Origin of the sequence: Mesorhizobium sp. M0119, from assembly GCF_040322615.1 — a bacterium.
In the GTDB taxonomy this organism is placed as follows: domain Bacteria; phylum Pseudomonadota; class Alphaproteobacteria; order Rhizobiales; family Rhizobiaceae; genus Mesorhizobium.
This window is the reverse complement of record NZ_JAMYTU010000025.1, coordinates 16,256-42,134: the sequence shown is the minus strand read 5'-3', so window position 1 is coordinate 42,134 and position 25,879 is coordinate 16,256. Positions and strand designations below refer to the sequence as shown.

Genomic DNA, 25,879 nt, shown 5'->3' with positions numbered 1-25,879 from the left:
CTAGAGAATCCAAAGGCGACCGCCGCGCTGGAGCCGGCGGTTGCACTCAAACAAACAAGCTTCCAGCAGGGGAATAAAAATGACACTTCACATGAAACTCAAATCATCTATCGCCGCCGTGCTGATGCTCGGCGCGACCGGCCTTGGTTTCACCACCCAGGCCGCCAATGCCGACGCGATCGACGACATCGCCAAGGCCGGCGCGATCAATGTCGGCATCTTTTCCGACTTCCCGCCTTTCTCCTCGGCCAGCGCCGATATGAGCATCAAGGGCTACGACATCGACGTGGCGCAATCCATCGCCGACCAGCTCAAGGTCAAGCTCAATCTGGTCAGCGTGACCGGCCAGAACCGCATTCCGTATCTTACCGACAAGCGTGTCGACTTGCTGATGAGCGTCGGCTACTCCAAGGAGCGTGAGCAGGTGATCGATTTCGCCGCCGCCTACGCGCCCTATTACATCGCAGTCATCGGCCCCGCAGCACTTGCGGTCAAAGGCAAGGAAGACCTCGCCGACAAGTCGATCGCTGTCAATCGCGGCACGCTGGAGGACACCTCGTTGACCGAGGCGGCACCCGCCTCGGCCGACATCCGCCGTTTCGACAACTACAATTCCGTCATCCAGGCCTTCATTTCGGGCCAGACCCAGCTGATGGTGGTCGGCAACGATGTCGGCGCCCAGGTGCTCGCCCGTCAGGAGGCGCTGAAGCCGGAGCAAAAATTCCAGCTTCTCACCTCGCCCTCGCATATTGGCCTCAACAAGAAGGAAGACCGCCTCAAGCAAGCGGTCAATGATGCGGTTGCCAAGATGCTGGCCGACGGCAAACTGGACGAAAGCTCGAAGGCCTGGCTGAAGACACCGCTCGATCCCGCCAATCTCAAGGATTGACGGCCGGTGACCTATAGCCTCGACTTCGGCTGGCTTGCCGGGGCGACAGGGGCGATCGCGCGCGGCGCGGCCACGACGATCCTGTTGATCGCCGTGACCACGCTGGCGGGAACGTTGCTCAGCATCCTCGGCGCGGCAGGGCGGCGGAACGGTCCGCTCCTGCTCAAGCGGGCGATCGGCGTCTATGTCGAGGTGATCCGCAACACGCCTTTCCTGGTGCAGCTGTTCTTCATCTTCTTCGGGCTGCCCAGCATCGGCGTCAGGCTCGATCCGGTGCTGGCAGCCATGTTGGCGATGACGCTCAACATGGCGGCCTACACGATCGAGATCGTCGGCGCCGGGCTCGACGCGGTGCCGCCCGGGCAGACGGAAGCGGCACTGGCGCTTGGTCTCAGGCCGCGCCAGGTCTTCATCAAGATCGTGCTGCCGCAAGCGCTCAAGGTGATCTATCCGGCGCTGACCAGCCAGATCGTGATCATGATGCTGGAATCCGCAGTGGTGTCGCAGATCGCGGTGCGCGAGCTGACCTATGAAGCCGACATGCTGCAGGCACGCACGTTCCGGGCTTTCGAGACCTATTTCGTGGTGACGATGGTCTATCTCATCCTGTCGATTGGGCTGCGCCGGCTGCTGGTCGGCGGCGGGCGCCGGCTTCTTGGAGCCGGCGTGTCATGATCGAATTCACCTTCTGGGACATTCTGCGCAACCTGCTGCTGGCGGCGCGCTGGACGGTGCTCTTGTCGTTGGCCGCCTTTGTCGGCGGCGCCGTGGTCGGCATGATCGTGCTGTTCTTCCGGATCGCCAAGAATAAATGGGCGCGGCGGCTTGCCTCCGGCTACATCGCGCTTTTCCAGGGCACGCCGCTGCTGATGCAGCTGTTCCTGATGTTCTTCGGCTTGCCGATGCTGGGCCTGCGCATCGAGCCGTGGACCGCGGCGGTGCTTGGCCTGACCTTCTTCGCCAGCGCCTATCTGGCCGAGATCTGGCGCAGCGGCGTCGATGCACTGCCGCGCGGCCAATGGGACGCCGGCGCCAGCCTCGGCCTGCACTATCTGCAGGAACTGAGGCTGATCATCCTGCCGCAGGCGTTTTCGATCACGCGAGCGCCGACCGTCGGCTTCCTGGTGCAGCTGATCAAGTCGACCGCGCTGACCTCGATCATCGGTTTCGAGGAGCTGGTGAGGACATCCAACGCGATCAACAATGCAACCTTTGAACCGTTCAAAGTCTATGGGCTGGTAGCGCTGATCTTCTTCGTCATGTGCTTTCCGCTGACGCAATACGCACGTTCGCTCGAGCAGCGGGCGGCGGCCCGCTGAGCCGGGCGCATTTTGTTTGGGTCATTTGACGACGTTAGACTTCGTCAGCTTTGACCCCGAGCAGACTCTCAAAGGTGAAGGCGCGCATGACTGCTTTGCGCAGCAAGTCTGCCGAAGGGGACCGCATTTGGGATTCCTGAGAGCAGACGTCGTCTGCAGCTTCACTGGAGGTCAAGCAGGCGACTATTGTCAATAATGCGGGGAGAGCGCAGGATTGTCCAAAGGGCCTTCGTTTGCGACAGGCATTTGCGCGATGAGTCAATTTGGTAGCGAACCGATTCGTGATCCTGCGGACCTCGGCTTCGACAAGGCGCGGCTGGCGCGACTGAAGCGGTGGATGCAGCGATATGCCGACACCGGGCGCTGGCCGGGCGGTGCGGTGCTCATCGCGCGCCATGGAGAACTCGCCTTTTTCGACTGCGCCGGGCACTCAGACGTCGAAGCCAAGCGGCCTTGGCAGCGCGACCTCATCGCCCGCATCTACTCGATGACCAAGCCTGTCACCGCCGTCGCGCTGATGATGCTGTACGAGGAGGCGCGCCTGCATCTCGACGATCCGGTCGAAGCTTACCTGCCGGAATTCAAAAATAGGCAAGTTCTGATACCGGGCGCAACGTCGCTCGACCAAACGGTGCCCGTCAAAACGAAGATGACGATCCACCATCTGCTGACTCACACATCCGGCCTAAGCCTTTTCACGAACCCTCGACTGCTCGGTGAAGCTTATGCCAAGGAAAAACTCGGCCTCGCCCTTGCTTACGGTGGGCTCGACAAGATGGTGCGCAGGATAGCCGAGCTGCCATTGGAATGGGAGCCGGGCACGAAATGGCAATACAGCACCGGGTCCGATGTCATCGGCCGCATCGTGGAAGTCGTTTCTGGAGTGACGCTCGACAAGTACTTCGCGACGCGGATCTTCGAGCCCCTCGGCATGACCGACACCGGCTTCTCTGTACCGGAGGCTGAGATCGGCCGTTTTCCCCCGCTCTATGAGGCTACAGCTGGCGGCATGGCATTGCACGAAGCGCCGCAGGTTTCGGCGTGGCGGCAAGGCAAGGTTGATACGTTCTGCGGTGGAGGCGGGCTCGTCGGAACCATCGACGACTATTGGCGGTTCACCGAAATGCTGCGGGCTGGAGGTGAACTCAACGGCGAACGCATCCTCAGTCCCCGCACTTTGAGATTGGCGGCGTGCAATCACCTACCGGGAGATCTTGCCTCGATGGCAACCGAAGTTTGGGCCGAAACCCAGTTTGACGGCGTCGGGTTCGGTCTGTTGGGCTCGGTCGTCCTCGATCCGGCCAAGGCACAAATTTCGGCGCAAGTGGGCGACTATGGCTGGGGCGGGGCGGCAGGCACCTTCTTCTGGGTGAGTCCGGTCGACGACCTGGTTGTCATTCTCTTCACGCAACTGCTGCCTTCGAGTGCCATTCCGGTGCGCAAAGAGCTGCGCGCACTCGTCCATGGCGCATTGACGGGGACCTAAGACACGTCAACAGAAACTGCGCGGAGCAACTTTGCGCTTGGCAGGCTTGGGCCGTGGTCGAGACGATGCCCGCGCAACCTGAATGTCCGCTCTTGAGGAACCGCAGCCTGAAGCTGCCTGTCCCCTTGCGGCCCATATTGAGACGTTCGTTGCCTCGGTGCCAAGCGTCCGCTCATGGGCCCTTATCGGACGTTTCGTGCGCCGATCTGGAGGCGTCGGTTAATCAGCCACAATGTCAGGAGATGATGACCACCGGACAACCGGCGCCCATCCGAATTCAACGCCCAAACACCAGAGGCGGCGCTATACGGTCGCGCCGCAGCCAGCGCCCCAGCAAGAGCGCCGCCACCACCGCCAGTCCCGACGACAGGCCGATCCAGATGCCGACGCCATTGAAGCCGAAACGGAAGGCCAGCAGTACGCCGAGCGGCAGGCCGATGCCCCAATAGCCGATCGCGGCATAGATCATCGGCACCTTGGTGTCGTGCAGGCCACGCAGCATGCCGCTGGCGACCGCCTGCGCACCGTCAAAAACCTGGAACAGCGCGGCAAAGGCGAGGAACGACACGGCAAGCGCCACCACCTCGGCATTCGCCGGATTGCCCAGGTCGATGAAGGCGCCGATCAGGAGATGCGGCCACAGGATCATCACCAGCCCCATCAGCGCCATGAAGGAGACACCGACGACATAGGCGGTCCAGCCAGCCCGGCTGACACCTTCCGGATTGCCGGAGCCGTGGGCAAGTCCGACGCGCACCGTCACGGCCTGGTTGAGGCCGAGCGGCACCATGAAGGTGATCGAGGCGATCTGGATGGCGATCGCATGGGCGGCAAGCGAAGCCGCATCGATCAGGCCCATGAGAAAGGCCGCCGCGTTGAAGATCGTCACCTCGAAGGCCAGCAGGCCGGCGATCGGCAGGCCGAGCCGCAGCAGGCCCTTGAAGCGCGGCCAGTCAGCGCGCCAGAAGCGTCCGAACAGACGATAGCGCCGGAATTTCTTCTCAAGCATCACCACCGCCGCCATGCCGGCGAACATAAGTGTGCTGGACAGAGTCGTGGCAAGGCCGGAGCCGGCGATGCCCATCGATTGGATGCCGAGATTGCCGAACATGAACAGCCAGTTGAAAAAGGCGTTGCAGGCGACGGCAACGAAAACGATGATCAGTGCCCAGCCCGGCCGCTCCAGCGCCGAAATAAACGAGCGCAGGACGATGTAGCCGAAAAAGGGCAGCACCGCCCATTCGAGCCAGCGCAGATAGATGCCGGCCTGGTGCGCCAGCGCCGGCTCCTGGCCCATGGCCAGCAACACGCTCTCGCCGTGCCAGAGAAGGACCCAGATCGGAAGGCAGATGAGGATCGCCAGCCACAGGCCCTGGCGCACGGTGCGGCGCAGGTCGCGCACCGAGTGGCGGCGACGGCCGAGCTCGGTAGCCATCATCGGCGAGGTCGCCAGCATCAGGCCGAGCCCGAAGATGAGCGGCATGAAGTAGAGGTTGGCACCAAGCGCACCGCTGGCCAGCGTGTCCGGCCCCAGCCGCCCCATCATCATGACGTCGGTAGCGGTCATCGCGGTCTGGCCGAGATTGGTCAGCACCATCGGCCAGGCAAGCGCCAGCATCGCCCTGATTTCCCGACGCCAAAGGTTTTCCGGCGCGCGAGCGTCGGCTTCGATCGCAGACATTTTTTCCGCCTATCCGATTGCGGCACGTCGGCAAGAGCCGGAAGCCGCGTCTCAGCGCGGAAACGGCCATGATCGGCCGGATTCCGCATTACGGCGGGTTTGTCTATCAAATGGGCACCGGTGGCAAGAGGCTGACCTGCGGAAGGGTTAAGCCAGTCTGCTCAACGCAGGCTATTGGAGAGGCTATGGAAGCCGCTATGGTCACGGCGGATTCCTTTGAAAGGCAGCCTGATGAGCGCGTTTCCCGAAATCTATCTGGTTCGGCATGGCGAGACGGAATGGAGTGCGTCCGGAAAACATACCGGCCGGACCGACATACCGCTGACGCCGGCCGGCGAGGACGCGGCGAGGCGGGTCACTGAGCGTCTAAAGGGCCTGTCCTTCTCGGCGGTGTGGTCGAGCCCGTCGCAGCGCGCCTTCAACACCTGTGCGCTGGCCGGCTTCGGCTCGTCAGGCGTGAAGAAGGACGATCTGGCGGAGTGGGATTATGGTGCCTATGAGGGATTGACCACCAAGCAAATCCTCGCCGAGCGTCCCGGCTGGCGGCTTTTTCGCGACGGCTGCCCGCGTGGCGAGTCCGCCGTGGATGTCGGCTCTAGGGCGGACCGGATCGTCAGCCAGTTGCGCGAGGCCGGCAGCAACGTCCTAATCTTCTCAAGCTCGCATTTCCTGCGGGTGCTGGCCGCACGCTGGCTTGGCCTGCCGCCGCAAGACGGCGCGCTTTTCGTGCTGGATACCGCCAGCGTGAGCGTGCTCGGTTATGAGCACGATCTTGACGAGCCGGTCGTCCGGCGCTGGAACCAGAGCTAGCGGCCGATCCCGGTCTATCGGATCGCGTCCAGCGCCCGCCTTTGCCGGTGCATCTCGAGAAACACGCGATAGTCGCGATCGAACCGGCCGGTCGCCGCCGGATTGGGCTCGCGCGTCCTGCCGCCCTGCTGCATGGCGACGCAGGCAGCGTTCAAGTCGGGAAAGAGCCTGGCGGCGGTGGCAGCAATCATGCCGGTGCCGAGCAGTACCGCCTCGTCCGCCAGCGGCTCGACCACCGTGCAGCCGGTGGCGTCGGCATAGAGCTCCATCAACAGCGGGTTCTTGGTGTGGCCGCCGGTGACGTGCAGCGTGTCGATCAGATAGCCGTTTTCGTTCAGCGCTTCCAGCACATGGCGGACGCCAAGCGCGATGCTGACGGCGGTGCGCCAGTAGAGCTTGCACAGGCTGTCGAAGGAGGAATCCAGCGTCAGCCCGCTGATGACGCCGACGGCATGCGGGTCGGCGAGCGGCGAACGGTTGCCGTGAAAATCGGGCAGCACGTGCAGCCTGGCGGCGAGGTTGTCTCCTTCGGCGGCGCGCAGCTCGGCGACGCGGCGGGCGATCCTGGCATGCATGGCGGCATCCGGTTCGCCGCCGGCGCCGTGCCAGCGGATGATGTGATCGAGCAGCGCGCCGGTGGCCGACTGGCCGCCTTCCGACAGCCACAGACCGGGAAGGGCGGCGCCATAATACGGCCCCCAGACACCGGCGAAAGGCTGCGGGTCGGGCGACATCGCCATGACGCAACTCGACGTGCCGGCGATCAGGGCCAGATGGCGGCCGATGTCCTTCGCGTCACCGGCGAAGCCGCCGAGCACGCCAAGCGCGCCGGCATAGGCATCGATGACGCCGGCGCCGACCCGGCATTTTTCGGTAAGGCCAAGCTCCGCCGCGGCTTGTGCGCCGAGCGGACCGATATCGGCACCGACCGGGCTTGCCTTTCCCGGCAGATTGCCGTGCTCGAAAAGGTCGCCGAGCCCGACCGCTTCGAAGAAGTCGCGCCGCCAGCCGGTCTCTTCATGGGCCAGATAGGTCCATTTGGCGGTCAGCGTGCATTGTGAACGGGCGAGAGAGCCGGTCGCCTTCCAAGTGAGGAAGTCGGTGAGGTCGAATAGGTAGCCGGCTTCGTTCCATGTTCCGGGTAGGTTGCGCTTCAGCCACATCAGCTTGGGCGTCTCCATTTCCGGCGACATGACGCCGCCGATATAGTCGAGCACGGCATGGCCGCTTTCGGTGCATTCGTCGGCCTCGGCAATGGCGCGATGGTCGAGCCAGACGATGGTGTCCCAGCGCCTTTCACCAGTGACGGACACGCTGAGCTGGCCGCCATGCCGGTCCCGCACCACCAGCGAGCAGGTGGCGTCAAAGGAGATGCCGACGATATCCTCGGCCCGCACGCCCGCCTTTTCGCGGGCAGCGCGGACGGCCATGCACACCGCCGACCATATATCCTGCGAATCGTGCTCGGCGTGATCGGCCTTCGGCTGTTGCATGGCGATCGGGTGCTCGGCGCGGCCGAGCAAGGCGCCAGCGGTGTCGAGAATGCCGGCACGGGCGCTTCCGGTGCCGACATCGACCGCGCAAACGAAACTGTTGGTCAAGGTGTTCTTGCTCTCGCTCCCAGGCCTGCAATCAGATCGGGCAATTGCAGCATGTCAGCGAATATAAAGTCCGGCTCACTCGACGCAAGCCGCGCTTTCAGTGCCGGGTTGCCGGTGTGCGAGCCGCCGGTGAAGGCAAGGACGCGCATGCCGGCCGCCCGCGCCGCTTCGATGCCGGCCGGGCTGTCCTCGACGACGAGGCAGTTTCGTGGGGCCGCTCTCATTTTATCGGCTGCATGGAGAAAGAGATCGGGCGCCGGTTTGCCCCGCGCCACCATGGCAGCGCTGAACAAATGCGGCTCCAGCAGCCCAAGCAACCCCGTAACCTGGAGCGCATAGCGGATCCGCTCCAGCGTGCCGGAGGAGGCGACGCAGCACGGCACGCCGAGCTTCGGCAGGACCTGTGCGATGCCTGGCATCGGTTTCAGCTGCTCGCGGAACTTGCGCATCAGTTCGGAGCGCATCTCGGTCAGATGCTGGTCGGTCAGATCGAGCCCGAAGTCGCTTGCGAGGATTTCGCGGACGCTCTTCATGCTCTTGCCGAGGAAGCGCTCGTAGGCAATGTCCTCGCTGACGTTGCCGCCGGCAAGCGCGATCATCTCCAGCAATGCCGAGACGGACAGCATCTCACTGTCCACCAGCACGCCGTCACAGTCGAAAATGACCAGTTCAGGCGTCATCGCGCTGGATCGGCTTCAGAGGTCGCCGGCGAGATAGCGCGTCAGTGTCGCGCGCGCGCCGTCCGCCCACAGCGATTTGAGCGCATGGGCGAACGCTTCGGCGAACGGCCGCGAGCGGCCGACATCGCCATAGATGTCTTCCATGGCAAGCCAGGCGGCAGGCATGTCCCTGGCCGCCTTGGCCGTCGCCTGCAGCCGGCCCCAGTTCGGGTCGTTGGGCTCGGTGACGGCACCGGAATCCGTCGTGCCGAAGCAGTAGCGACACCAGAGCGCAGATTCCAGCGCCAGGCCGGTGACGCTTTTGCCGGCCTTCAGCCGGTCGGCGATGGTCGGAATGATGAATTTCGGCTGGCGGTTGGAGCCGTCGAGGCAAAGCCGGCGTATGGTGTCGCCGATCTTCGGATTGGAGAAGCGGTGCTCGATAAGCTGGTAGTAATCTTCGAGGTCGGTGTCCGGAACCGGCGGCACGGTCGGGATGATCTCGTCATGCTCGAGCTTGTCGAGGAAGCCGCGTACCAGCGGCTCCTGCATCGCCTCATGGACGAAATGGATGTCCATCAGCCCGGCCGGATAGGCGATGGTCGCATGGCCGCCATTGAGGATGCGGATCTTCATCAGTTCATAGGGCGCGACGTCGCTGACGAACTGCACGCCGACCTTTTCCAGCGGCGGACGGCCGTCGGTGAAACGGTCCTCCAGCACCCATTGCTTGAACGGTTCGCAAAACACCGGCCAATTGTCGTCGAGGCCGAACTCGCTGGCGAGAATGCCACGCTCGCGGTCGGTGGTGGCCGGCGTGATGCGATCGACCATGCCATTGGGAAAGGCAACGTTCTCGCTCACCCATTTTGCCAGATCCTCGTCGATCAGCCGGGCAAGGCCGACGACGCCGTCCGAGGTGACGTGGCCGTTATGGGGGATGTTGTCGCAGGACATGATTGTGAAGGGCACGATGCCATCGGCGCGGCGGCGCAGCAGCCCGGCGAGGATGAGGCCGAAGACGGTCTTCGGTGTCGCCCCCGGCTCAGCGTCGGCAACGATGTCGGGATGTGTCGGATTGAAGACGCCGGAAGCCGGATCGATGAAATAGCCGCCCTCGGTGATGGTCAGGGAAACGATCTTGATCGCCGGATCGGCGAGCTGCTCGACGATTGCGATCGCGTCGCCAGGCATCAGGAAATCGATCATGACGCCGGTGACGCGCGCGCTCATATGGCCGCTATCCTGCTCGACTACGGTGGTCAGCCAGTCCTGCTCCTGCAGCTTGCCGCGGCCGACCTTCTCGCCCTCGAAGACGCCGGCGCCAACAATGGCCCAGTCGTGGCCGACGCCCGAATTGAACAGGTCGTCGAGATAGACGGCCTGGTGCGAGCGATGGAAATTGCCGACGCCGAAATGCACGATCCCGGCCTTGAGCGTGGCGCGATCGTATTTCGGGCCGGCGACCTTGGGCGGCAGCGTAGCGAGGTTGGAAGAAGAGAGTTTCACGGACATCTGTTTTTACCCTTTAGCGGGACGGCTCTTCCCCCCGTGGAGGAGACGGGGAGAAGAGCGCCTTCACCCCCCTCAACTCATCCACTGGCCGCCATCGACATTATAGGTCTGGGCAACGATGTATTCGGCCTCGTCGCTGGCCAGGAACACCGCCATGCCGGTGAGGTCTTGCGCCGTGCCCATGCGGCCATAAGGCACGGCTTCGCCGACCAGCCTCTTCTTCTCGCCCCTCGGCCGGTTCTCGAACTTGGCGAACAAGGCATCGACATGGTCCCAGTGCTCGCCGTCGACGACACCCGGGGCGATGGCATTGACGTTGATGCGGTGTTTGATCAGGTCGAGCCCTGCCGACTGGGTGAGCGAGATGACCGCCGCCTTGGTGGCGCAGTAGACGGCGACCAGCGCCTCGCCGCGGCGCCCGGCCTGGCTTGCCATGTTGATGATCTTGCCGCCCTTGCCGCGGGCAATCATCGAACGGGCGGCGGCCTGCAACGTAAACAACGTGCCGGCGACGTTGACCGAAAACAATTTGTCGTAGCTTGTCTTGGTGATCTCGACGATCGGCGCCAGGTCGAACAGGGCAGCATTGTTGATCAAGATATCGAGGCCGCCGGCCCTGGCTTCGACCGCCTTGACGGCCGCATCGATAGACGCGAGATCGGTGACGTCCAGCTTTACCGCGTAGGCGTTGTGGCCGATTTCCGAAGCCGTCTTCTCGGCGGCTTCGAGATTGATGTCGCCAATCGCGACCGTCGCCCCCTCCCGCATGTAGGCTTCGGCAAACGCCCTGCCGATGCCGCGCGCCGATCCGGTAATCAGCGCCGATTTACCTCCGAGCCTCATTGCAGCATCGCCTTCCCATCGGTGCCGAAACGATGCAGCTTGGTCTTGTCCGGCGTCAGGTAGATCGTGTCGCCGTGATGGGCGGCCAGCTCGCCGTCGGCGCGCACCGTCAGCGGCCCGACACCATCCGCCTGGACGTGCAAGAACGTGTCGGAGCCGAGATGCTCGGCAACGCCGACCGTCGCCTTCCAGTCACCTGACGTCTTCGAGATGTTCATATGCTCCGGGCGGATGCCGACTGTGTTGGCGCCATATTTGGCGGCCGGCGCGCCTTCGATCAGGTTCATCTTCGGCGAACCTATGAAACCGGCGACGAACAGGTTCTTCGGCGTCTTGTAGAGCTCCATCGGCGAGCCGACCTGCTCGATATTGCCGGCATTGAGCACGACGATCTTGTCGGCCATGGTCATCGCCTCGATCTGGTCGTGGGTGACGTAGACCATGGTTGTCTTGAGCTGGTGGTGCAGCTCGCTGATCTCCAGCCGCATGGTGCCGCGCAGCGCCGCGTCGAGATTGGACAAAGGCTCGTCGAACAGGAAGGCCGAAGGTTGGCGCACGATGGCGCGGCCGATGGCGACGCGCTGCCGCTGGCCGCCGGAGAGCTGACCGGGGCGGCGGTCGAGGTAGTTGGTGAGGTTCAAGATGCGGGCGGCGTCCTTCACCTTCTTGTCGATGGTGGCTTTGTCCTCGCCCGCCATCTTCAGCGGGAAAGCGATGTTCTTGGCCACCGTCATGTGCGGGTAGAGCGCATAGGACTGGAACACCATGGCCAGCTTGCGCTTGGCCGGCGCCTCACCGGTGACGTCGCGGCCATCGATATTGATGGTGCCGCCGCTGGTATCCTCCAGGCCAGCGATCAGACGCAACAGCGTTGACTTGCCGCAGCCTGACGGGCCGACGAAGACGACGAACTCGCCGTTCTCGATGACCAGGTCGAGACCGGGAATGATGGATGTCGCCCCGAAGGATTTGGAGACGTTCTTGAGCGTGATGTTTCCCATGATTTCCTCCCCCGAAGGGCTATTTCGTCGTTTTGCGTCAGGCAGTTTCCGTTACTTTACTGCCCCAAATGTCAGGCCGCGGACCAGCTGCTTCTGGCTGAACCAGCCCATGATCAGGATCGGCGCGATCGCCAGCGTCGAGGCGGCCGAAAGCTTGGCCCAGAACAGCCCTTGCGGGCTTGAGAAGGAGCTGATGAACGCGGTGAGCGGCGCGGCCTCGGTGGTGGTCAGCCGAATCGTCCAGAACGCCTCGTTCCAGGCGAGAATGATGTTGAGCAGCATGGTCGAGGCGATGCCCGGCACCGCCATCGGCGTCAGCACGTAAATGATCTCGTTCCACAGCGATGCGCCGTCCATGCGCGCCGCTTCCAGGATCTCGCCCGGGATCTCGCGGAAATAGGTGTAGAGCATCCAGACCACGATCGGCAGGTTGATCAGCATCAGCATGACCATCAGGCCGATGCGGCTGTCGAGCAGTCCGGTATCGCGGAAGATCAGATAGATCGGAAACAGCACGGCGACGGCAGGCATCATCTTGGTGGAAAGCATCCACATCAGGATGTCCTTGGTGCGTTTGCCTGGCGAAAACGCCATCGACCATGCCGCCGGTATAGCGACGAGCAGAGCCAGGACGGTCGAACCGACCGACAGGAACACCGAGTTCAGGAAGAACTTGAAATAGCCGTTCTGCGCCTGGACCTCGGAATAGCTCTCCGTGGTTCCCGACGGGAACAGGTTGAAGCCCTGGATGGCCTCCTGCTCCGACTTGAACGAGGTGATGATCGTATAGAGGATCGGGAAGAAGATCAGCAGCGCGACGATCCAGGCGGCCGCGGTCGCAATCGTCTTGTGCTGGGTGGTGACTGCACGTGCCATCTTAGCCTCCCTTATTTGTCCAAGTTCTTGCCGACGGCGCGCATGGCGAAGAAGGCGACGATGTTGGCGAGAATGACTGCGATGATGCCGCCGGCGGACGCCTGGCCGATTTTGAACTCCAGCAATGCCTTCTGGTAGACGAGGAAGGGCAGGTTGGTGGAGGCATAACCCGGGCCGCCATTGGTGGTGACGAGGATCTCGGCATAGACCGAGAGAAGGAAGATCGTCTGGATCAGGATGACGACGGTTATGGCGCGCGACATATGCGGCAGCGTCAAATAAATGAAGCGGCTGATGAAGCCGGCACCGTCCATTTCGGCGGCTTCCTTCTGCTCGCCGTCGAGCGACTGAAGCGCGGTCAACAGGATCAGCGTCGCAAACGGCAGCCACTGCCAGGCAACGATGATGATGATCGCCAGGAGCGGGTGCTGCCCGAACCAGTCGATCGGCTGCCCGCCGAAGAAGCGCGCAATATCGGCGAAGACACCGTATTGCGGGTGCATGATCATGTTCTTCCAGACCAGTGCTGCCACCGGCGGCATGACGAAGAACGGCGAGATGACGAGGATGCGGACGATGCCCTGTCCCCACATCGGCTGATCGAGCAGAAGGGCCAGCAGGATACCGCCAATCACCGTGATCAAAAGCACGCTGACGACGATGGTGAGCGTGTTGAGGATCGACTGCAGGAATGCCGGGTTGGAATAGAACAGCGCGTAGTTCGAAAAGCCGACGAAGCCGTCGCGCATCGGATTGAGCGGATTGTACTGCTGGAAGGAGAACCACAGCGTGAATGCCAGCGGCACAATCATCCAAACCAGCAGCAGCACCACGGATGGCGCCATCATGAAACGGGCAAGCGAACGGGTCTGCTGAGTAGCCATGACGGTCACCCTTCGAGGTCAGCCAAGTTTTTTCAGCGGTGTGAAAGCTGGCCGCCCGAACTGGGATTCGGGCGGCCGGTGCCGATTGCTATTGGCAACCGGCACTGGGAGGAGCCTTACTTGATGTAACCACCCTCGGTCATCGTCGCGGTGGCGGCATCCTGCGCCTGCTTCAAGGCATCGTCGACGCTCGACTGGCCGGCAAGTGCCGCTGAGAAGAGCTGGCCGACGGTGGTGCCGAGACCCTGGAACTCAGGAATGGCGACGAACTGGACGCCGACATAAGGCACCGGCTTGACGGTTGGGTGCGTCGGATCGGCGGAGTTGATCGAGTCCAGCGTCATCTTGGCGAACGGCGCTGCCTTCTGGTACTCGGGATTGGCATAGAGCGAGGAGCGCGTTCCCGGCGGAACGTTGGCCCAGCCTTCCTTCGAGGCGACGAGCTCGGCATAATGCTTGCTGGTAGCCCAGGATACGAACTTTTGAGCGGCGTCGGCCTTCTGGGTGCCGGCGGGGATGGCCAGCGACCATGCCCACAGCCAATTGCCGCGCTTGCCGAGGCCATTGTCCGGCGCCAGCGCATAGCCGACCTTGTCGGCGACGGTGGAGTTCTTCGGGTCGGAGACGAAGGAGGCAGCGACGGTGGCGTCGATCCACATGCCGCATTTGCCCTGCTGGAACAGCGCCAGGTTTTCGTTGAAGCCGTTGGACGACGCGCCCTCGGGGCCGTCGGCCTTCATCAGGTCGACATAGAATTGCAGCGTGTTCTTCCATTCGGGCTGGTCGAATTGCGGCTTCCAGTTCTCGTCGAACCAGCGCGCGCCGAACGAATTCGACATGGCGGTCAGGAAGGCCATGTTCTCGCCCCAGCCTGCCTTGCCGCGCAGGCAGACGCCGTTCACGCCGTTGGCGCGGTCGGTCATCTTGTCGGCGGCCTGCTTGATGAAGTCCCAGGTCGGTGCATCGGGCATCTTGAGCCCGGCCTTTTCCATCAGATCTTTGCGGTACATGACGAAGGAGCTTTCGCCGTAGAACGGCGCTGCGTAGAGCTTGCCGTCGACCGACAGGCCGCCGGCTATGGCCGGGATGATGTCCTTGACGTCGTAATCGTCGCCGAGCTTGTCGAGAGGCAAGAGCCAGCTCTGCTTGGCCCAGATCGGCACCTCGTAGGTGCCGATGGTCATCACGTCGTACTGGCCACCCTTGGTGGCGATGTCGGTGGTGACGCGCTCGCGCAGGACATTTTCCTCGAGCGTAACCCACTGCAGCTGAATGTCGGGATTCGTTGCGGTGAAGTCGTCGGTCAGCTTCTGCATGCGGACCATGTCGCCATTGTTGACCGTGGCGATGGTGATGGATTCGGCATGAGCGGCGAACGCAAGCGCGCTGGCCGAGAACAGGCCTAGGGTGAACGTGCGAAGTTTCATCAAAATTCCTCCCATAAACCAAGATGAGCATTTGCCTTGGCTGTGAGCAATTACTCACTTGCGGTGAATTATGTCAAGACGGATTCGTTGCTGCAGCGCAGCACGCCGGTCTCGTGCAGCGGCAAGCCTGGGCCACTCGCGGGATGTGTGAGAGGGGTTCGGTCGGGCTCATCGCGCCGCCAAAAGCCGGAGCTTTGCTGTCCGGGTGGCTGGGATTCAGCCTATTGGCAAGCGATCTCGCTCAGGATCCAATCGCGGAAGGCGCGGATCTTCGGCACGTTGCGCCGCGCCGTCGGATAGACCAGCCAATACGCATGGCCGTCGTCGCCAACAAGATCGAAGGGCTGGATCAGGCGGCCGTCGGCAAGTTCGGTCTTGAACAGCGCCTTGGTAACGATCGCCACGCCGTGGCCGGCAATCGCGGCATTGGCCTCATAGGCCTGCGCGCCCATGCTGGTGCCGGGGCGCTTGGCCAGTTCCTCGACCGGCAGGCCGGCGGCGGCAAACCAGTCCCGCCACCAGATGTCGCCCGGGTCGAGGATCGGCAGCCGCAGCAGGTCGGCCGGCTCCTTGACGCCGCCGATGCTGGCCGCGAGCTTTGGGCTGAGAACCGGCGTGAAATCGGCCCTGAAAAGCATATGGGTCTCGACGCCCGGCCAGTTACCGCCACCGGAGCGGATGGCGATGTCGATATCCTCTCTGGCAAAGTCGACAACCCTGTTCGAAGTATCGACGCGCACCGCCAGCGACGGATGCGCGACCTGGAACGAACCGAGATGCTGCGCCAGCCAATTGGAGGCAAAGGTCAGCAGCGTCGAAACGCAAAGCACGCCATCGGCGCCAGTGCGCGCGGCGGCATAGGCGCCGCTCAACAGCGCGAATGCTTCGCTGACCGCGGGCGCCAGGCGTTGGCCGGGTTCGGTCAGCACGATCTGTTTTGGCTGGCGCAGGAACAGAGGCGCGCCGATGCGCTCCTCCAGAAGCTTGATCTGATAGCTTGCGGCCGCCTGCGTCATGCCAAGCTCCTGGGCAGCCTTGGTGAAGGAGAGATGCCGCGCCACTGCCTCGAATACCCGGATCGCCTGAAGCGGAGGAAGCTGCGAAACCAGCTGTCGTGAATTGAGCTCCGGCATAAGCCCTCCTTATGGGCAGTGATCGACGTTTGATTGGCGGCACCGGCCGGTCCTACCGATATTCCGTGTTGAAGATCAATTACGCCTAGATAGTGAAGGCTGACGATCATGACCACGATACAGGAAAAGCTGCTTCTTGCTCCAGCCCACGGCTGGTTTTCACGGCTGGCGCAGGGATTGGCAAGGCACGCGGCGCGGAAACGGGCCTATCTCGACGTCCGGGAACTGCCGCCGCATCTGCAGCGCGACATGGGCTTCCTCGACGGCAATGATCCTTGCGGACGTCGCCAGTAGTGTCGCTCGTTTTATCGGGGGTTCAGATGCGTTTCGATTTCACATGATCGTTTCCGACCGCCAGCGGCTCGGAGATCATGCGCCCGCCAGCAAGGCGGCGGCGGTCCGCTCATCGGTGATCAGGCCGTTGACCAGCCGCCGGTTGACGGCGGCGAAGATGCCCGGCAGCTTGCGGTCGCCCATGGCAAGCGCGATCACCAGCGACTTTTCGCGCGACGGCAGCGGTGCCGACGAGACCCGATCATTGGTGATGCCCTCGATCATGCGGCCGTCGCGGTCGAACACCCAGCCGACGATCTCGGCGACGCCGCCGGCCTTCTGCAGCGCCTTTAATTCACCCTCCGAAATGAAGCCGTCCTCGTAAAGCGGCGCCTTCGGGCCGAGATCGCCGATGCCGACAAAGGTGACGTCGGCCTCAGCCGCAAGCGCCAGCGTCGGCTGGATCATCGGCTGGCTGAGCAGCATCTCGCGCTCGTCCTGCGAGGAGGCGATGACCGGCAAAGGCATCGGAAACGAGCGCGCCTTGACCCTGTCGGCCATGGTGAAGATGACGTTGTAGAAGGCCGCCGAGCCGTCCGGCGAGATATTGCCGGTCAGCGACACCACCTTGTGCTGCGGGCATTCCATCGGCGGCAGTTGCTCGATCGCGGCCTTCAGCGTGCGGCCGGTGCCGATCGCCATGACGATTGGTGTGGGCGAGCGCAGCCGCCGTTCGATCTCGGCCGCCGCCGCCTCGGCGACGCCGATGACGGTGGAGGACGAAGACGGGTCGCTCGGCACCACCTCGACCAGATCAAGCGCAAAGCGCGATTTCAGCCGTGCCGCAAGGTCGAGGCAATTGGCGATCGGATGGTCGACGCGCACCTTGATCAACCCTTCGGAGACCGCGAGCGACACCAGCCGCTGCGCCGTCTGCCGCGAGATGCCAAGCGTGGCGGCGATCTGGTCCTGGGTGTTGCCGGCAACGTAATAGAGCCAGCCGGCGCGCGCCGCGTCGTCCAGCCTGTTGCCGCCGCTATCCTGCCGCGAATTCAATTTCCTGCCTCCCAACCCGCCGAGCATAAGAGGCGGGGGACCATAGTTTCGCAGGGAATGAACGTGCGCGCAATTGCCTATTGTAAGAGCAATTGCTTAGGGCTGAAACTTGGTGTTTGGAGCGAAGTGACGGGTCGACCCAGTCTCGTTGCAACAGCAAGGCTGTCGAGGTCGCACCAATTTCGGTTCTAAAGCGCGTCGCGTTCGATCGGCCTCATGCGACGCGTTTTAGGGTCTTTTCTATGCATGTCGTCATCGCAAAACCGCTCCACATTTCTGAGCGACATGCATTAGCGGGGACGCGGCGGTTTATCTCCCGCGCTAAACGCTTTAAGGGATTTTTTGAGAATGGAGCCTTGCATGACGCCGAAAGCGGTTTTCTGGGATATGGACGGCACGCTGGTCGACAGCGAGCCGCTGCACGAGGCAGCGCTGATTGCGGCGCTGCACAGCGTCGGCATCGCACCGCCGGCCAACCTGCACGAGCGGGTGCTCGGCATCGCCGCATGGCCGGTCTACGAAATGCTGCGCGACGAGTTCGGCCTCGACCTGCCTTTCGACGACTGGATCGTGCGCAAATACGATCACTATCTGCCGATGGCCGAAACGCTGATGCCACGCAGCGGCGCGATCGAGATTTTCAATGAGCTGCGGGAGCTTGGCGTGCCGCAAGCGGTGGTGTCCAACTCGGACAGGCTGATCGTCGATGCCAATCTGCGCGCCGTAGGCCTCATCTATCCCGGCATGAAGACGGTCAGCCGCAACGACGTACGTGAAGGCAAGCCGCATGCCGAACCTTTCCTGCGCGCCGCCTGGCTGGCCGACGTCGATCCCGCCGAGGCCGTGGCGGTCGACGACAGCGTGACCGGCGCCACGGCGGGGCTGGCAGCGGGAATGAAGACGATCTTCTGGCCAGAGGTGCCGATGGAAGGGCCGCCGGGGGCGATTGTCATCAACAGCGCCGACGAATTGCGAGCTGAACTGGGACTCTGAGCGCACCGCAAACGTAGACGCTGCCCCACATCTACAGGTCGAAAGTACCGATCCTAGCTGATGCTACGCGCGGCCCGCGCCTTTTCAAATGCGGCCACGGTCTCCGGGTCAAGATCAATCAAGCGGGCAAGATGGTTGATATCTGTGAAATGGTCCCAAAGCATCATGAATCCCTTATCATGATCCATATTATGAAACTTAAACTCTGAACCCAATGTTGGGTCGATTATTTCTACATCCTTAAATCCTTCTGCACCTAAACCGAAAAGACCGTCTTCGGCCACATGGAAAACAATTCGATCCTTAAATTCCAAATCATCAGATATATAAAATGCAATCGCACAAACATCGTATTCTTTCTTGCGGCGTTTATTTCTTACCTTCATGTCAATTTGCTTCCGACGCGTCGAATGGGTTTTAGGCCGAGCAGCAACGCAACGGTGAATCCAGTTATTAGCCGTATAATCATGCGCGCCCGCCCCTGACCGCAAGTATAGGATTGATGCCCAATTCGCCCAACTAAAGAGAGAGCCGCATGAACGTTAGGCACTGAAAGTTGTGGATGACGGCGCGACTTTGCCAGGGCCGCCCTCTCTCGTTAGCGTCCGCGGAAGTCTCTGCTCTCAGTTCCGGTAGGCAGGCTCCTGCTCGTCGAGGATCGCCTTCAGTTCGGAAAGGTGGCGCTCGGCCTGGCCGGGATAATCTTCCTGTTCCCTTGCCGCTTTCTCCGCGATCTCGTCCGACAATACCCGCAGCGGCCGGCAGGTCCACAGCGCCTTGATATAGGTTTCGGCGGCGCGCTCGAAATAGAACATGCGGTTGAAGGTATCGGCGACGCTGTCGCCGATGACCAGCACGCCATGGTTGCCCATCACCATCACCTTGACCTTCGGATCGACAAGCAGCTGCGAACAGCGCTCGCCCTCTTCCTCGAAGGCCAGCCCGCCGTAATGCCCGTCGACGACATGGCGATTGAAGAAGATCGCCGAGTTCTGGTCGATCGGCGGCAGCGTCGAGTCGGCGAGCGAGGCAAGCACGGTGGCGTGGATCGAGTGGACATGCATGACGCAGCGCGCATGACGCACGTTGCGATGGATGGCACCATGCAGGCCCCACGCTGTCGGATCGGGCGCATTCGGGCCGACCAGCGTGTCGGGATCATTGGCGTCGATCAGAAGCAGGTCGCTCGCCTTGATGCGCGAGAAATGCACCTGGTTAGGGTTCATCAGGAATTGCGAGCCATCGTCGTTGACCGCCAGCGAAAAATGGTTGGCCACCGCCTCGTGCATGTTAAGCCGCGCCGCCCAGCGGAAGGCGCAAGCCAGATCGACGCGCTCCTCATAGAACGGCAGGTTGGTCAGCACTTCCTTCTGCAGGCGCGTGATGCTCATCGTAGACCTCCGTGAATGGAGCGAGCATGCCGCGCGGCTGGAACACGCGCAACCGGTTTCGTTTGGTGCAGGCGAGCGCCGTTATGCCGCCGTGCTAGTGGCCGCGCCGACCCTGAGCCCGCCATGCTCGACGATGAAATCTATCACCTCCTGCAGTCCCTTGCCGCGCGACAGGTCTGTGAAGCCGAACGGCCGCTTGCCGCGCATGCGGGCAGCGTCGCTTTCCATGATGTCGAGATTGACGTTCACATAGGGCGCAAGGTCGCTCTTGTTGATGACCAGGAAGTCGGATCGGGTGATCGCCGGGCCGCCCTTTCTCGGGATCTCCTCGCCCTGGCAAACCGAGATGACATAAAGCGTCAGGTCGGCAAGGTCCGGCGAGAAGGTGGCGGCGAGGTTGTCGCCGCCCGATTCGATGAAGACGATGTCGAGATCCGGGAATTTCTTGGTCATCTCGGCGATCGCCTGCAGATTGATCGAGGCGTCCTCGCGGATGGCGGTGTGCGGGCAGCCGCCGGTCTCGACGCCGATGATGCGATCCTCGGGCAGCGCCTGCAGCCGGGCCAGCATCATGGCGTCTTCCTTGGTGTAGATGTCGTTGGTGACGACGGCGATCGAGAACTCGTCACGCAGCGCCTTGCAGAGCTTTTCGGTGAGCGTCGTCTTGCCCGAGCCGACCGGACCGCCAATGCCGATGCGAAGAGGACCGTTGGGCGATATCATCCGGGGAACTCCATGAGGGCAAGAACAGCAAAGCCAAGCCCGATCAGCAGGCACAGCGGCGAATAATAACGCAGATCGAGCCGCGCGAAAGGCTGTTCGGGCGTCAGCCGGCGCCACCAGGGCGTGAAGCCGGCAATGCCACGCGCCAGGAAAACCAGCGCGATGAGCAGTGACGTGGCGGCAAGCCCAGCCTTGGGAAACGGCGTGGCAACGATGCCCTCGAGCGCCATCGGCCACAGTGTCGCCAGGCCGAGACATGCGGCGACGGCGAAGCTGGCGAAGGGTGCCGGCATTTCGTCGACGCCGCGAAAGCCGATGACGGCGCGGGCGCAGGACGCGGCATCCCTGCCCGGCCAGATGCCGCCAATGCCCCAATAGACATGCAGCGCGGTGATCAGCAGCAGGACCGAGGAGAGCGCGGAGGCTAGGATGATCATGAGCGGAACAGCCGCGAATACTGGGTCTCGTGCTTCATCGCCATGATATCGGAGATAAAAGCGCAGCCGCCGAGATCGTCGAGGGTCGAGCCGGCAGCGCGGGCTGCAGTCGCCAAGGCCAGCGGCTCGAAGCCGGCGAGCAGCGCGGTCGCTCCGGTCTGGCCAACGACACCAAGCCGGATCGCGGCCTGGACGAGGTTGGAAAAGAAGGCCTGCAGGAAGCCGGCCAGCGCATCCCGCAGCATAATTCCGTGGCCGCCGGCAACGGCGCCGACGGCAACGCAATAGGCACATTCGGCCGGCAGGCGATCCAGCACCTGGCACGGCCAGGCGGAGGCCGCTTTCAGGAAGGCGGCGCCCTGCAGCATCGTCTCGGTATGACGCTCGCGCGAGCCTGCCAAGGCCTCGGCGAGTGCTGCAATCTCGGTGAGATCGCTGGCTTCTCGTGCCCTGCGCCAGCTTTCGGCAAACAGCACCGCATCGTTCCAGCCCGAACCCATCTCGACCAGCGTTTCCAGCCACGCGGCGAGGTCTTTGCTGTCGGCAACCAGCCCGGCATGCACGGCTTGTTCCAGGCCATGGCTGTAGGAAAAACCGCCGACCGGAAAAGACGGCGACAGCCACGCCATCAGCCGCAACAAAGCAACGTTGGAAGGCTGGGCCACGTTGGAGGGCTGGTCAGTCATGATCATGGTCGTGCGAATGGCTGTGGGAATGCGATTCGCTGTGGCTATGGGAATGCGCTTCGGCGTGGCTGTGCGCATGTGCCTCGGCATGAGCATGGCCGTGGCCGCCATGCCAGGAATAGGCGCCGCGCACCGGCTTGAACGGTTCGGAGACGTCGCTCACCGTGGCGCCCAATCCCTCCAGCATCGCCTTGATGACACGGTCGCGCAGGACGAGGATGCGCCCAGCTTCGATGGCGGCTGCAAGATGGCGGTTGCCGATGTGCCAGGCTAGCTCGGCCAGATGGACAGGGTCGCTGGCCCGGACGTCGTAGAGCGGCTCCTCGGCCGCGATGATCTGGATGTGACGGCCATCCTCCAGCACCAGCCGGTCACCATGGTTCAAGGTCACCGGTTCGGGCAGGTCGACCAGCACCTTGTCGCTACGGGCCGTTTCGATGGCGCGCCGGCGCAGATGCCGCTCGTCATGGGCAAGCACCGCACTGTCGTATGGCGTGGTGGTTCCGGCTTCACCTGCGGCCAGGACGGCGACGGCGCGCGGGAATTTGGTGAAGTCGGTGCGAATATCGAGCTTCATGTAAAAACTGCCTCTCCCAAAAAAAGCCTAGCCTATCGCGTCGGCCGCCCCAATGGCGCTCAAACAATCGTGTCGAAGAGCCGCAGGATAAACGATATCTGATAGACGAGCGCGCCGGCGACAAAGGCGATGTGAAAGCGGCGGTCGCGCAGCAGGACCGCAATGACGCAAAGCGCTACGAAAACCGGCGTGCGGATCAGATATTCAACGCCGAAATGTGCGAAATGCGCCGGCCCTTTCAGCAGCGTATCGACCACGTCGAGCAGATAGGTCGCCGCCAGCAGGCCGAAGAACCAGGCGCGGCGCGAATAAAAGAAATCCTCATAGCTGGTGTAGTCCAGCATCGAATCCGGGAACAGCAGCGCGCAGAGCAGGAACAGCGTGACGGCATAGAAGATGATGAACAGGTATTTGCCGAAGGTCCAATTCTCGATCTGGAACAGACCGAACTCCCACCACCAGAAATGCACCAGCATTAAAAGCACCGACGCAACCCAGGCGAGGTGCACGGGATAGAGCCGGTATTGGCCGGGATGCTGGACGATGCGGGCGAGCCCCGACAGCAGCCGGGTGACGCCGAGGCCGATCACCATGCCCAGGACAATGCGAATATGCGGGAAAATGTCGTGGGCGTAGGGGAGTTGCTGGTCCATAGGCCTGGCGCGGCATGTTCTACATCGGTCGTTCTAACGCCTATGGTTCAGAACAGGAAGTAGCGTTGCGCCATCGGCAGCACGGTGGCCGGCTCGCAGGTGAGCAACTCGCCGTTGGCGCGGACCTCATAGGTTTCGGGGTCGACCTCGACATGCGGCGTGGCGTCGTTGAGCACCATCGAGTGCTTGCCGATGCCGCCGCGGGTGTTCTCTACCGCCACCATCTGCTTGTCGATGCCGAGCCTGCCGCGCAGGCCGGAATCGAGCGCGGCCTTCGAAACGAAGGTCACCGACGAATTGGTCATCGCCTTGCCATAGGCGCCGAACATCGGCCGATAATGCATCGGCTGCGGCGTCGGGATCGAGGCGTTGGGATCGCCCATCGGGGCGGCGGCGATCATGCCGCCGATCAGCACCATGTCCGGCTTGACGCCGAAGAAGGCGGGGTTCCACAGCACAAGGTCGGCGCGTTTTCCCACCGCCACCGAGCCGATGTCCTTCGACAGGCCATGCGCGATGGCCGGATTGATGGTGTATTTGGCGATGTAGCGGCGGACACGGAAATTGTCGTTGTCGCCGGTCTCCTGCGGCAGCGAACCGCGCTGGCGCTTCATTTTGTCGGCGGTCTGCCAGCAGCGGATCGCCACTTCGCCGACGCGACCCATGGCCTGACTGTCCGACGAGATGATCGAGAAGGCGCCGATGTCGTGCAGAATGTCTTCGGCGGCGATGGTTTCCTTGCGGATGCGGCTTTCGGCAAAGGCGATGTCTTCGGGGATCGACGGCGACAGGTGATGACAGACCATCAGCATGTCGAGGTGTTCGGCCAGCGTGTTGACCGTGTAGGGGCGGGTCGGATTGGTCGAGGACGGAATGACGTTGGGCAGGCCGCAGACCTTGATGATATCAGGCGCGTGGCCGCCGCCGGCGCCTTCGGTGTGGAAGGCATGGATGGTGCGGCCCTTGATCGCCGCGACCGTGTTTTCGACGAAGCCGGATTCGTTCAGCGTGTCGGTGTGGATCATCACCTGCACGTCGTAATCGTCGGCGACCGACAGGCAGCAGTCGATTGCAGCCGGCGTGGTGCCCCAGTCCTCGTGCAGCTTCAGCGAGCAGGCGCCGGCGAGCACCATCTCCTCGAGCGCGGCAGGCAGCGACGCGTTGCCCTTGCCCGACAGGCCGATATTCATCGGGAAGGCATCGAAAGACTGGATCATGCGCGCCAGATGCCATGGCCCCGGCGTGCAGGTGGTGGCCAGCGTGCCATGCGCCGGACCGGTGCCGCCGCCGAGCATGGTGGTGATGCCCGACATCAGCGCTTCCTCGATCTGCTGCGGGCAGATGAAGTGGATATGCGCGTCAAAGCCGCCGGCGGTCAGGATCTTGCCTTCGCCGGCGATGATCTCGGTGCCCGGGCCGATGATGATGGTGGCGCCGCCTTGAGTATCCGGATTGCCGGCCTTACCGATTGCGGCGATACGGCCATCCCTGAGGCCAATATCCGCCTTGATGATACCGGCGGTGGCATCGACGACCAGCGCATTGGTGATGACGGTGTCGACCGCGCCTTGCGCGCGCGAAACCTGGCTCTGGCCCATGCCGTCGCGGATGACCTTGCCGCCGCCGAACTTCACCTCCTCACCGTAAAGGGTGAGATCCTTTTCGACCTCGATGAACAGCTCGGTGTCGGCGAGCCGGACCTTGTCGCCAACGGTCGGGCCGTACATCTGCGCATAGGCGGCGCGGGTGATTTTAGCCATCAGCAATTGCTCCCGAAATACAGCCCGAAAATACCGCTTGTCGAAGCCGGGCCCCACATTGCCGCCATCCTATGGTCACGCAATGACCCGCTGAGCGACACTTTCCGATCCCATTTGGCGGTTGAGGTGGCCAGGTCACCCCAAAACGACCATTTGCCAATCGATGGAAAGGAACATCCATGCGCAAAACGACCCTTCTGGCAGCCGCCGCCACGCTGGTGCTCGCAACCGCCGCCAGCGCCCAGCAACAGCCTGCGCAGCAGCCCAGTCCGGCGCCGGCCGCGCCTGCTCCTGCCGCACCCGGGGCGCAGCCGCAGGCGCCCACCATCCAGGCGATCAACGTCGTCGATATCAAGGATCTGCCCGCGGACACTCAAGCCAAGGTCAACGAGGTGATCGCCAAGCGCAGCGACGCCGACCTGCAGAAACTGCGCGGCTCGATCGACGCGACACCGCAGGTCAAGTCCGCGCTCGAAGCCAAAGGGCTCACCTCGGCGCAGGTGATCGCCGCCAGCATGAGCACCAATGGCGCGCTGACGCTGATCACCAAGAAAGCGAGCTGACGAGACGAGGCGGCGGGCCGGCGCCCGGTCAGCCCGCCGCATCGCAAAGGGAACCTTCACGGGGGACGTTACGTTTCGGTCCTGTCGCCCTGACACAAGCCTCGAAAAGGACCCTGAGAACGAGCGATGGCGATCACCACCTTCTCCGACACCAGATGGCTGCATGGGATTGCCGCGACCGCGTTTCTGGCAGCCAGCATTCCGTACGCCGCGCTGAACGCGCAGAGCCTTGACAGCGCCGAGACCGTCAACCGGATCGTCGGCTCGGAGGTCGGCCAGGAAGAGACCAAGACAAATGCGGAAGCCGGCAAGGTCAGTTCGGCGATCGACCGCACGCGTGAAAACATCGCCGTCGTGCGCAAGACATCCAAGCTCGACAAGGTCGATATCGTGTTTCTTACCGACGCCGCGCGCACCGAAGGCGGCCCGCCGCCGGCGATCGAGAACAAGGTCAGGCAACATCGGGACGACATTGCCGAGCTGCGCAAGGAGATCGAGGCGAACGCATTGCTGTTCAACGCCATCGACTCGCGGCGAGTGCAGACCGAGGACGTTCTGGCGGTAGAATTCGACGATCCGGGAAAGGTCGTCATCTATGCGGCGGCCAAGCCGCCCGGCTGAGCTGAAACTGCTCGACGCCTTC

General features: G+C 62.8%; 28 protein-coding genes. 9 read left to right on the top strand and 19 right to left on the bottom strand.

What is annotated here, in order from left to right:
* The first annotated feature begins 79 nt into the window (after nt 1-79).
* The 4 genes from NKJ40_RS21605 to NKJ40_RS21590 all read left to right on the top strand — a co-directional run bounded on the left by NKJ40_RS21605 (nt 80) and on the right by NKJ40_RS21590 (nt 3,694).
* The gene (locus NKJ40_RS21605) at nt 80-889 is read left to right on the top strand and encodes a transporter substrate-binding domain-containing protein (RefSeq protein WP_352467792.1); all 810 of its coding nucleotides are present in this window, start codon (nt 80-82) and stop codon (nt 887-889) included.
* Between the two features lie 6 nt (nt 890-895).
* Nucleotides 896-1,564, top strand: a complete 669-nt coding sequence (locus NKJ40_RS21600) for an amino acid ABC transporter permease (RefSeq protein ID WP_292662374.1) — start codon at nt 896-898, stop codon at nt 1,562-1,564.
* A complete protein-coding gene (locus NKJ40_RS21595) occupies nt 1,561-2,208 on the top strand; it encodes an amino acid ABC transporter permease (RefSeq protein WP_352467791.1) in 648 nt (215 codons plus the stop codon). Before NKJ40_RS21600 ends, NKJ40_RS21595 begins: the two co-directional genes overlap by 4 nt.
* A 253-nt stretch (nt 2,209-2,461) precedes the next feature.
* On the top strand, nt 2,462-3,694 hold the full coding sequence (locus NKJ40_RS21590; protein WP_352467790.1) for a serine hydrolase domain-containing protein: 1,233 nt from the start codon (nt 2,462-2,464) through the stop codon (nt 3,692-3,694).
* Between the two features lie 277 nt (nt 3,695-3,971).
* Here NKJ40_RS21590 and NKJ40_RS21585 read toward each other — a convergent pair whose 3' ends face one another.
* The gene (locus NKJ40_RS21585) at nt 3,972-5,375 is read right to left on the bottom strand and encodes an MATE family efflux transporter (RefSeq protein WP_352467789.1); all 1,404 of its coding nucleotides are present in this window, start codon (nt 5,373-5,375) and stop codon (nt 3,972-3,974) included.
* 228 nt (nt 5,376-5,603) lie between these two features.
* Between NKJ40_RS21585 and NKJ40_RS21580 the strand changes: the two genes are divergently transcribed.
* Entirely contained in the window at nt 5,604-6,185 is a 582-nt protein-coding gene (locus NKJ40_RS21580; RefSeq protein WP_352467829.1) for a histidine phosphatase family protein, read from the top strand.
* A gap of 14 nt (nt 6,186-6,199) precedes the next feature.
* On the opposite strand, the gene NKJ40_RS21575 is transcribed toward NKJ40_RS21580, so the two are convergent.
* From NKJ40_RS21575 to gcvA, 9 genes are all read right to left on the bottom strand, one after another.
* Nucleotides 6,200-7,786 (bottom strand): FGGY-family carbohydrate kinase, encoded by a 1,587-nt coding sequence (locus NKJ40_RS21575; protein ID WP_352467788.1) that lies wholly within the window; start codon nt 7,784-7,786, stop codon nt 6,200-6,202.
* Entirely contained in the window at nt 7,783-8,466 is a 684-nt protein-coding gene (locus NKJ40_RS21570; protein ID WP_352467787.1) for an HAD family hydrolase, read from the bottom strand. Before NKJ40_RS21570 ends, NKJ40_RS21575 begins: the two co-directional genes overlap by 4 nt.
* Nucleotides 8,467-8,481: 15 nt before the next feature.
* Entirely contained in the window at nt 8,482-9,960 is a 1,479-nt protein-coding gene (locus NKJ40_RS21565; protein WP_352467786.1) for a mannitol dehydrogenase family protein, read from the bottom strand.
* A gap of 72 nt (nt 9,961-10,032) precedes the next feature.
* On the bottom strand, nt 10,033-10,803 hold the full coding sequence (locus NKJ40_RS21560; RefSeq protein WP_292662398.1) for an L-iditol 2-dehydrogenase: 771 nt from the start codon (nt 10,801-10,803) through the stop codon (nt 10,033-10,035).
* Entirely contained in the window at nt 10,800-11,804 is a 1,005-nt protein-coding gene (locus NKJ40_RS21555; protein ID WP_352467785.1) for an ABC transporter ATP-binding protein, read from the bottom strand. The genes NKJ40_RS21560 and NKJ40_RS21555 overlap by 4 nt, the downstream gene beginning before the upstream one ends.
* A 51-nt stretch (nt 11,805-11,855) precedes the next feature.
* Nucleotides 11,856-12,680 (bottom strand): carbohydrate ABC transporter permease, encoded by an 825-nt coding sequence (locus NKJ40_RS21550; protein ID WP_292662404.1) that lies wholly within the window; start codon nt 12,678-12,680, stop codon nt 11,856-11,858.
* 11 nt (nt 12,681-12,691) lie between these two features.
* Entirely contained in the window at nt 12,692-13,564 is an 873-nt protein-coding gene (locus tag NKJ40_RS21545; protein WP_031195183.1) for a carbohydrate ABC transporter permease, read from the bottom strand.
* A gap of 116 nt (nt 13,565-13,680) precedes the next feature.
* Nucleotides 13,681-14,991, bottom strand: coding sequence for an ABC transporter substrate-binding protein (locus NKJ40_RS21540; protein WP_352467784.1), 1,311 nt, complete (start codon nt 14,989-14,991; stop codon nt 13,681-13,683).
* Nucleotides 14,992-15,212: 221 nt separating this feature from the next.
* Entirely contained in the window at nt 15,213-16,124 is a 912-nt protein-coding gene (gene gcvA, locus NKJ40_RS21535; protein WP_292662413.1) for a transcriptional regulator GcvA, read from the bottom strand.
* A gap of 108 nt (nt 16,125-16,232) precedes the next feature.
* On the opposite strand from gcvA, the gene NKJ40_RS21530 reads away from it, so the two are divergent.
* A complete protein-coding gene (locus NKJ40_RS21530; protein WP_352467783.1) occupies nt 16,233-16,418 on the top strand; it encodes a hypothetical protein in 186 nt (61 codons plus the stop codon).
* 75 nt (nt 16,419-16,493) lie between these two features.
* Here NKJ40_RS21530 and NKJ40_RS21525 read toward each other — a convergent pair whose 3' ends face one another.
* Nucleotides 16,494-17,453, bottom strand: a complete 960-nt coding sequence (locus NKJ40_RS21525; RefSeq protein WP_352467782.1) for a sugar-binding transcriptional regulator — start codon at nt 17,451-17,453, stop codon at nt 16,494-16,496.
* 360 nt (nt 17,454-17,813) lie between these two features.
* On the opposite strand from NKJ40_RS21525, the gene NKJ40_RS21520 reads away from it, so the two are divergent.
* Complete coding sequence (locus tag NKJ40_RS21520) at nt 17,814-18,446, top strand: HAD family hydrolase (protein ID WP_352467781.1); 633 nt, start codon at nt 17,814-17,816, stop codon at nt 18,444-18,446.
* Between the two features lie 53 nt (nt 18,447-18,499).
* Here NKJ40_RS21520 and NKJ40_RS21515 read toward each other — a convergent pair whose 3' ends face one another.
* The 8 genes from NKJ40_RS21515 to ureC form a co-directional block, all read right to left on the bottom strand.
* Complete coding sequence (locus tag NKJ40_RS21515) at nt 18,500-18,832, bottom strand: hypothetical protein (protein WP_352467780.1); 333 nt, start codon at nt 18,830-18,832, stop codon at nt 18,500-18,502.
* A gap of 237 nt (nt 18,833-19,069) precedes the next feature.
* Nucleotides 19,070-19,837 (bottom strand): class II aldolase and adducin N-terminal domain-containing protein, encoded by a 768-nt coding sequence (locus NKJ40_RS21510; RefSeq protein ID WP_352467779.1) that lies wholly within the window; start codon nt 19,835-19,837, stop codon nt 19,070-19,072.
* A gap of 81 nt (nt 19,838-19,918) precedes the next feature.
* Nucleotides 19,919-20,560 (bottom strand): urease accessory protein UreG, encoded by a 642-nt coding sequence (ureG, locus tag NKJ40_RS21505; protein ID WP_352467778.1) that lies wholly within the window; start codon nt 20,558-20,560, stop codon nt 19,919-19,921.
* The gene (locus tag NKJ40_RS21500; protein ID WP_352467777.1) at nt 20,557-20,997 is read right to left on the bottom strand and encodes a DUF3995 domain-containing protein; all 441 of its coding nucleotides are present in this window, start codon (nt 20,995-20,997) and stop codon (nt 20,557-20,559) included. The genes ureG and NKJ40_RS21500 overlap by 4 nt, the downstream gene beginning before the upstream one ends.
* Nucleotides 20,994-21,683: an urease accessory protein UreF gene (locus tag NKJ40_RS21495; protein ID WP_352467776.1), complete on the bottom strand. Its 690-nt coding sequence runs from the start codon at nt 21,681-21,683 to the stop codon at nt 20,994-20,996. Before NKJ40_RS21495 ends, NKJ40_RS21500 begins: the two co-directional genes overlap by 4 nt.
* Nucleotides 21,676-22,260, bottom strand: a complete 585-nt coding sequence (gene ureE / locus NKJ40_RS21490; protein WP_352467775.1) for an urease accessory protein UreE — start codon at nt 22,258-22,260, stop codon at nt 21,676-21,678. Before ureE ends, NKJ40_RS21495 begins: the two co-directional genes overlap by 8 nt.
* A 59-nt stretch (nt 22,261-22,319) precedes the next feature.
* Complete coding sequence (locus NKJ40_RS21485; protein WP_352467774.1) at nt 22,320-22,913, bottom strand: hypothetical protein; 594 nt, start codon at nt 22,911-22,913, stop codon at nt 22,320-22,322.
* 47 nt (nt 22,914-22,960) lie between these two features.
* A complete protein-coding gene (ureC, locus tag NKJ40_RS21480) occupies nt 22,961-24,673 on the bottom strand; it encodes an urease subunit alpha (protein WP_502903738.1) in 1,713 nt (570 codons plus the stop codon).
* A 179-nt stretch (nt 24,674-24,852) separates the two neighbouring features.
* Here ureC and NKJ40_RS21475 point away from each other — a divergent pair, with 179 nt between their 5' ends.
* Nucleotides 24,853-25,236 (top strand): hypothetical protein, encoded by a 384-nt coding sequence (locus tag NKJ40_RS21475; RefSeq protein ID WP_023677006.1) that lies wholly within the window; start codon nt 24,853-24,855, stop codon nt 25,234-25,236.
* Nucleotides 25,237-25,362: 126 nt separating this feature from the next.
* Nucleotides 25,363-25,857 carry a hypothetical protein gene (locus NKJ40_RS21470; protein ID WP_352467773.1) on the top strand — a complete coding sequence of 165 codons (495 nt, stop codon included), beginning with the start codon at nt 25,363-25,365 and terminating at the stop codon, nt 25,855-25,857.
* Nucleotides 25,858-25,879 lie beyond the last annotated feature (22 nt).

Excerpts from the sequence above, each read along its gene's own strand:
- NKJ40_RS21590 (WP_352467790.1), top strand. The coding sequence starts at position 2,462 with ATGAGTCAATTTGGTAGCGAACCGATTCGTGATCCTGCGGACCTCGGC.
- NKJ40_RS21540 (WP_352467784.1), bottom strand. The coding sequence starts at position 14,991 with ATGAAACTTCGCACGTTCACCCTAGGCCTGTTCTCGGCCAGCGCGCTT.
- NKJ40_RS21520 (WP_352467781.1), top strand. The coding sequence starts at position 17,814 with ATGACGCCGAAAGCGGTTTTCTGGGATATGGACGGCACGCTGGTCGAC.
- NKJ40_RS21565 (WP_352467786.1), bottom strand. The coding sequence starts at position 9,960 with ATGTCCGTGAAACTCTCTTCTTCCAACCTCGCTACGCTGCCGCCCAAG.
- NKJ40_RS21475 (WP_023677006.1), top strand. The coding sequence starts at position 24,853 with ATGCGCAAAACGACCCTTCTGGCAGCCGCCGCCACGCTGGTGCTCGCA.
- NKJ40_RS21515 (WP_352467780.1), bottom strand. The coding sequence starts at position 18,832 with ATGAAGGTAAGAAATAAACGCCGCAAGAAAGAATACGATGTTTGTGCG.
- NKJ40_RS21595 (WP_352467791.1), top strand. The coding sequence starts at position 1,561 with ATGATCGAATTCACCTTCTGGGACATTCTGCGCAACCTGCTGCTGGCG.
- ureC (WP_502903738.1), bottom strand. The coding sequence starts at position 24,673 with ATGGCTAAAATCACCCGCGCCGCCTATGCGCAGATGTACGGCCCGACC.
- NKJ40_RS21570 (WP_352467787.1), bottom strand. The coding sequence starts at position 8,466 with ATGACGCCTGAACTGGTCATTTTCGACTGTGACGGCGTGCTGGTGGAC.
- NKJ40_RS21550 (WP_292662404.1), bottom strand. The coding sequence starts at position 12,680 with ATGGCACGTGCAGTCACCACCCAGCACAAGACGATTGCGACCGCGGCC.
- gcvA (WP_292662413.1), bottom strand. The coding sequence starts at position 16,124 with ATGCCGGAGCTCAATTCACGACAGCTGGTTTCGCAGCTTCCTCCGCTT.
- ureE (WP_352467775.1), bottom strand. The coding sequence starts at position 22,260 with ATGAAGCTCGATATTCGCACCGACTTCACCAAATTCCCGCGCGCCGTC.
- NKJ40_RS21495 (WP_352467776.1), bottom strand. The coding sequence starts at position 21,683 with ATGACTGACCAGCCCTCCAACGTGGCCCAGCCTTCCAACGTTGCTTTG.
- NKJ40_RS21555 (WP_352467785.1), bottom strand. The coding sequence starts at position 11,804 with ATGGGAAACATCACGCTCAAGAACGTCTCCAAATCCTTCGGGGCGACA.
- NKJ40_RS21485 (WP_352467774.1), bottom strand. The coding sequence starts at position 22,913 with ATGGACCAGCAACTCCCCTACGCCCACGACATTTTCCCGCATATTCGC.
- NKJ40_RS21530 (WP_352467783.1), top strand. The coding sequence starts at position 16,233 with ATGACCACGATACAGGAAAAGCTGCTTCTTGCTCCAGCCCACGGCTGG.
- NKJ40_RS21605 (WP_352467792.1), top strand. The coding sequence starts at position 80 with ATGACACTTCACATGAAACTCAAATCATCTATCGCCGCCGTGCTGATG.
- NKJ40_RS21500 (WP_352467777.1), bottom strand. The coding sequence starts at position 20,997 with ATGATCATCCTAGCCTCCGCGCTCTCCTCGGTCCTGCTGCTGATCACC.
- NKJ40_RS21545 (WP_031195183.1), bottom strand. The coding sequence starts at position 13,564 with ATGGCTACTCAGCAGACCCGTTCGCTTGCCCGTTTCATGATGGCGCCA.
- NKJ40_RS21470 (WP_352467773.1), top strand. The coding sequence starts at position 25,363 with ATGGCGATCACCACCTTCTCCGACACCAGATGGCTGCATGGGATTGCC.
- ureG (WP_352467778.1), bottom strand. The coding sequence starts at position 20,560 with ATGATATCGCCCAACGGTCCTCTTCGCATCGGCATTGGCGGTCCGGTC.
- NKJ40_RS21510 (WP_352467779.1), bottom strand. The coding sequence starts at position 19,837 with ATGAGCATCACGCGCCTGCAGAAGGAAGTGCTGACCAACCTGCCGTTC.
- NKJ40_RS21585 (WP_352467789.1), bottom strand. The coding sequence starts at position 5,375 with ATGTCTGCGATCGAAGCCGACGCTCGCGCGCCGGAAAACCTTTGGCGT.
- NKJ40_RS21560 (WP_292662398.1), bottom strand. The coding sequence starts at position 10,803 with ATGAGGCTCGGAGGTAAATCGGCGCTGATTACCGGATCGGCGCGCGGC.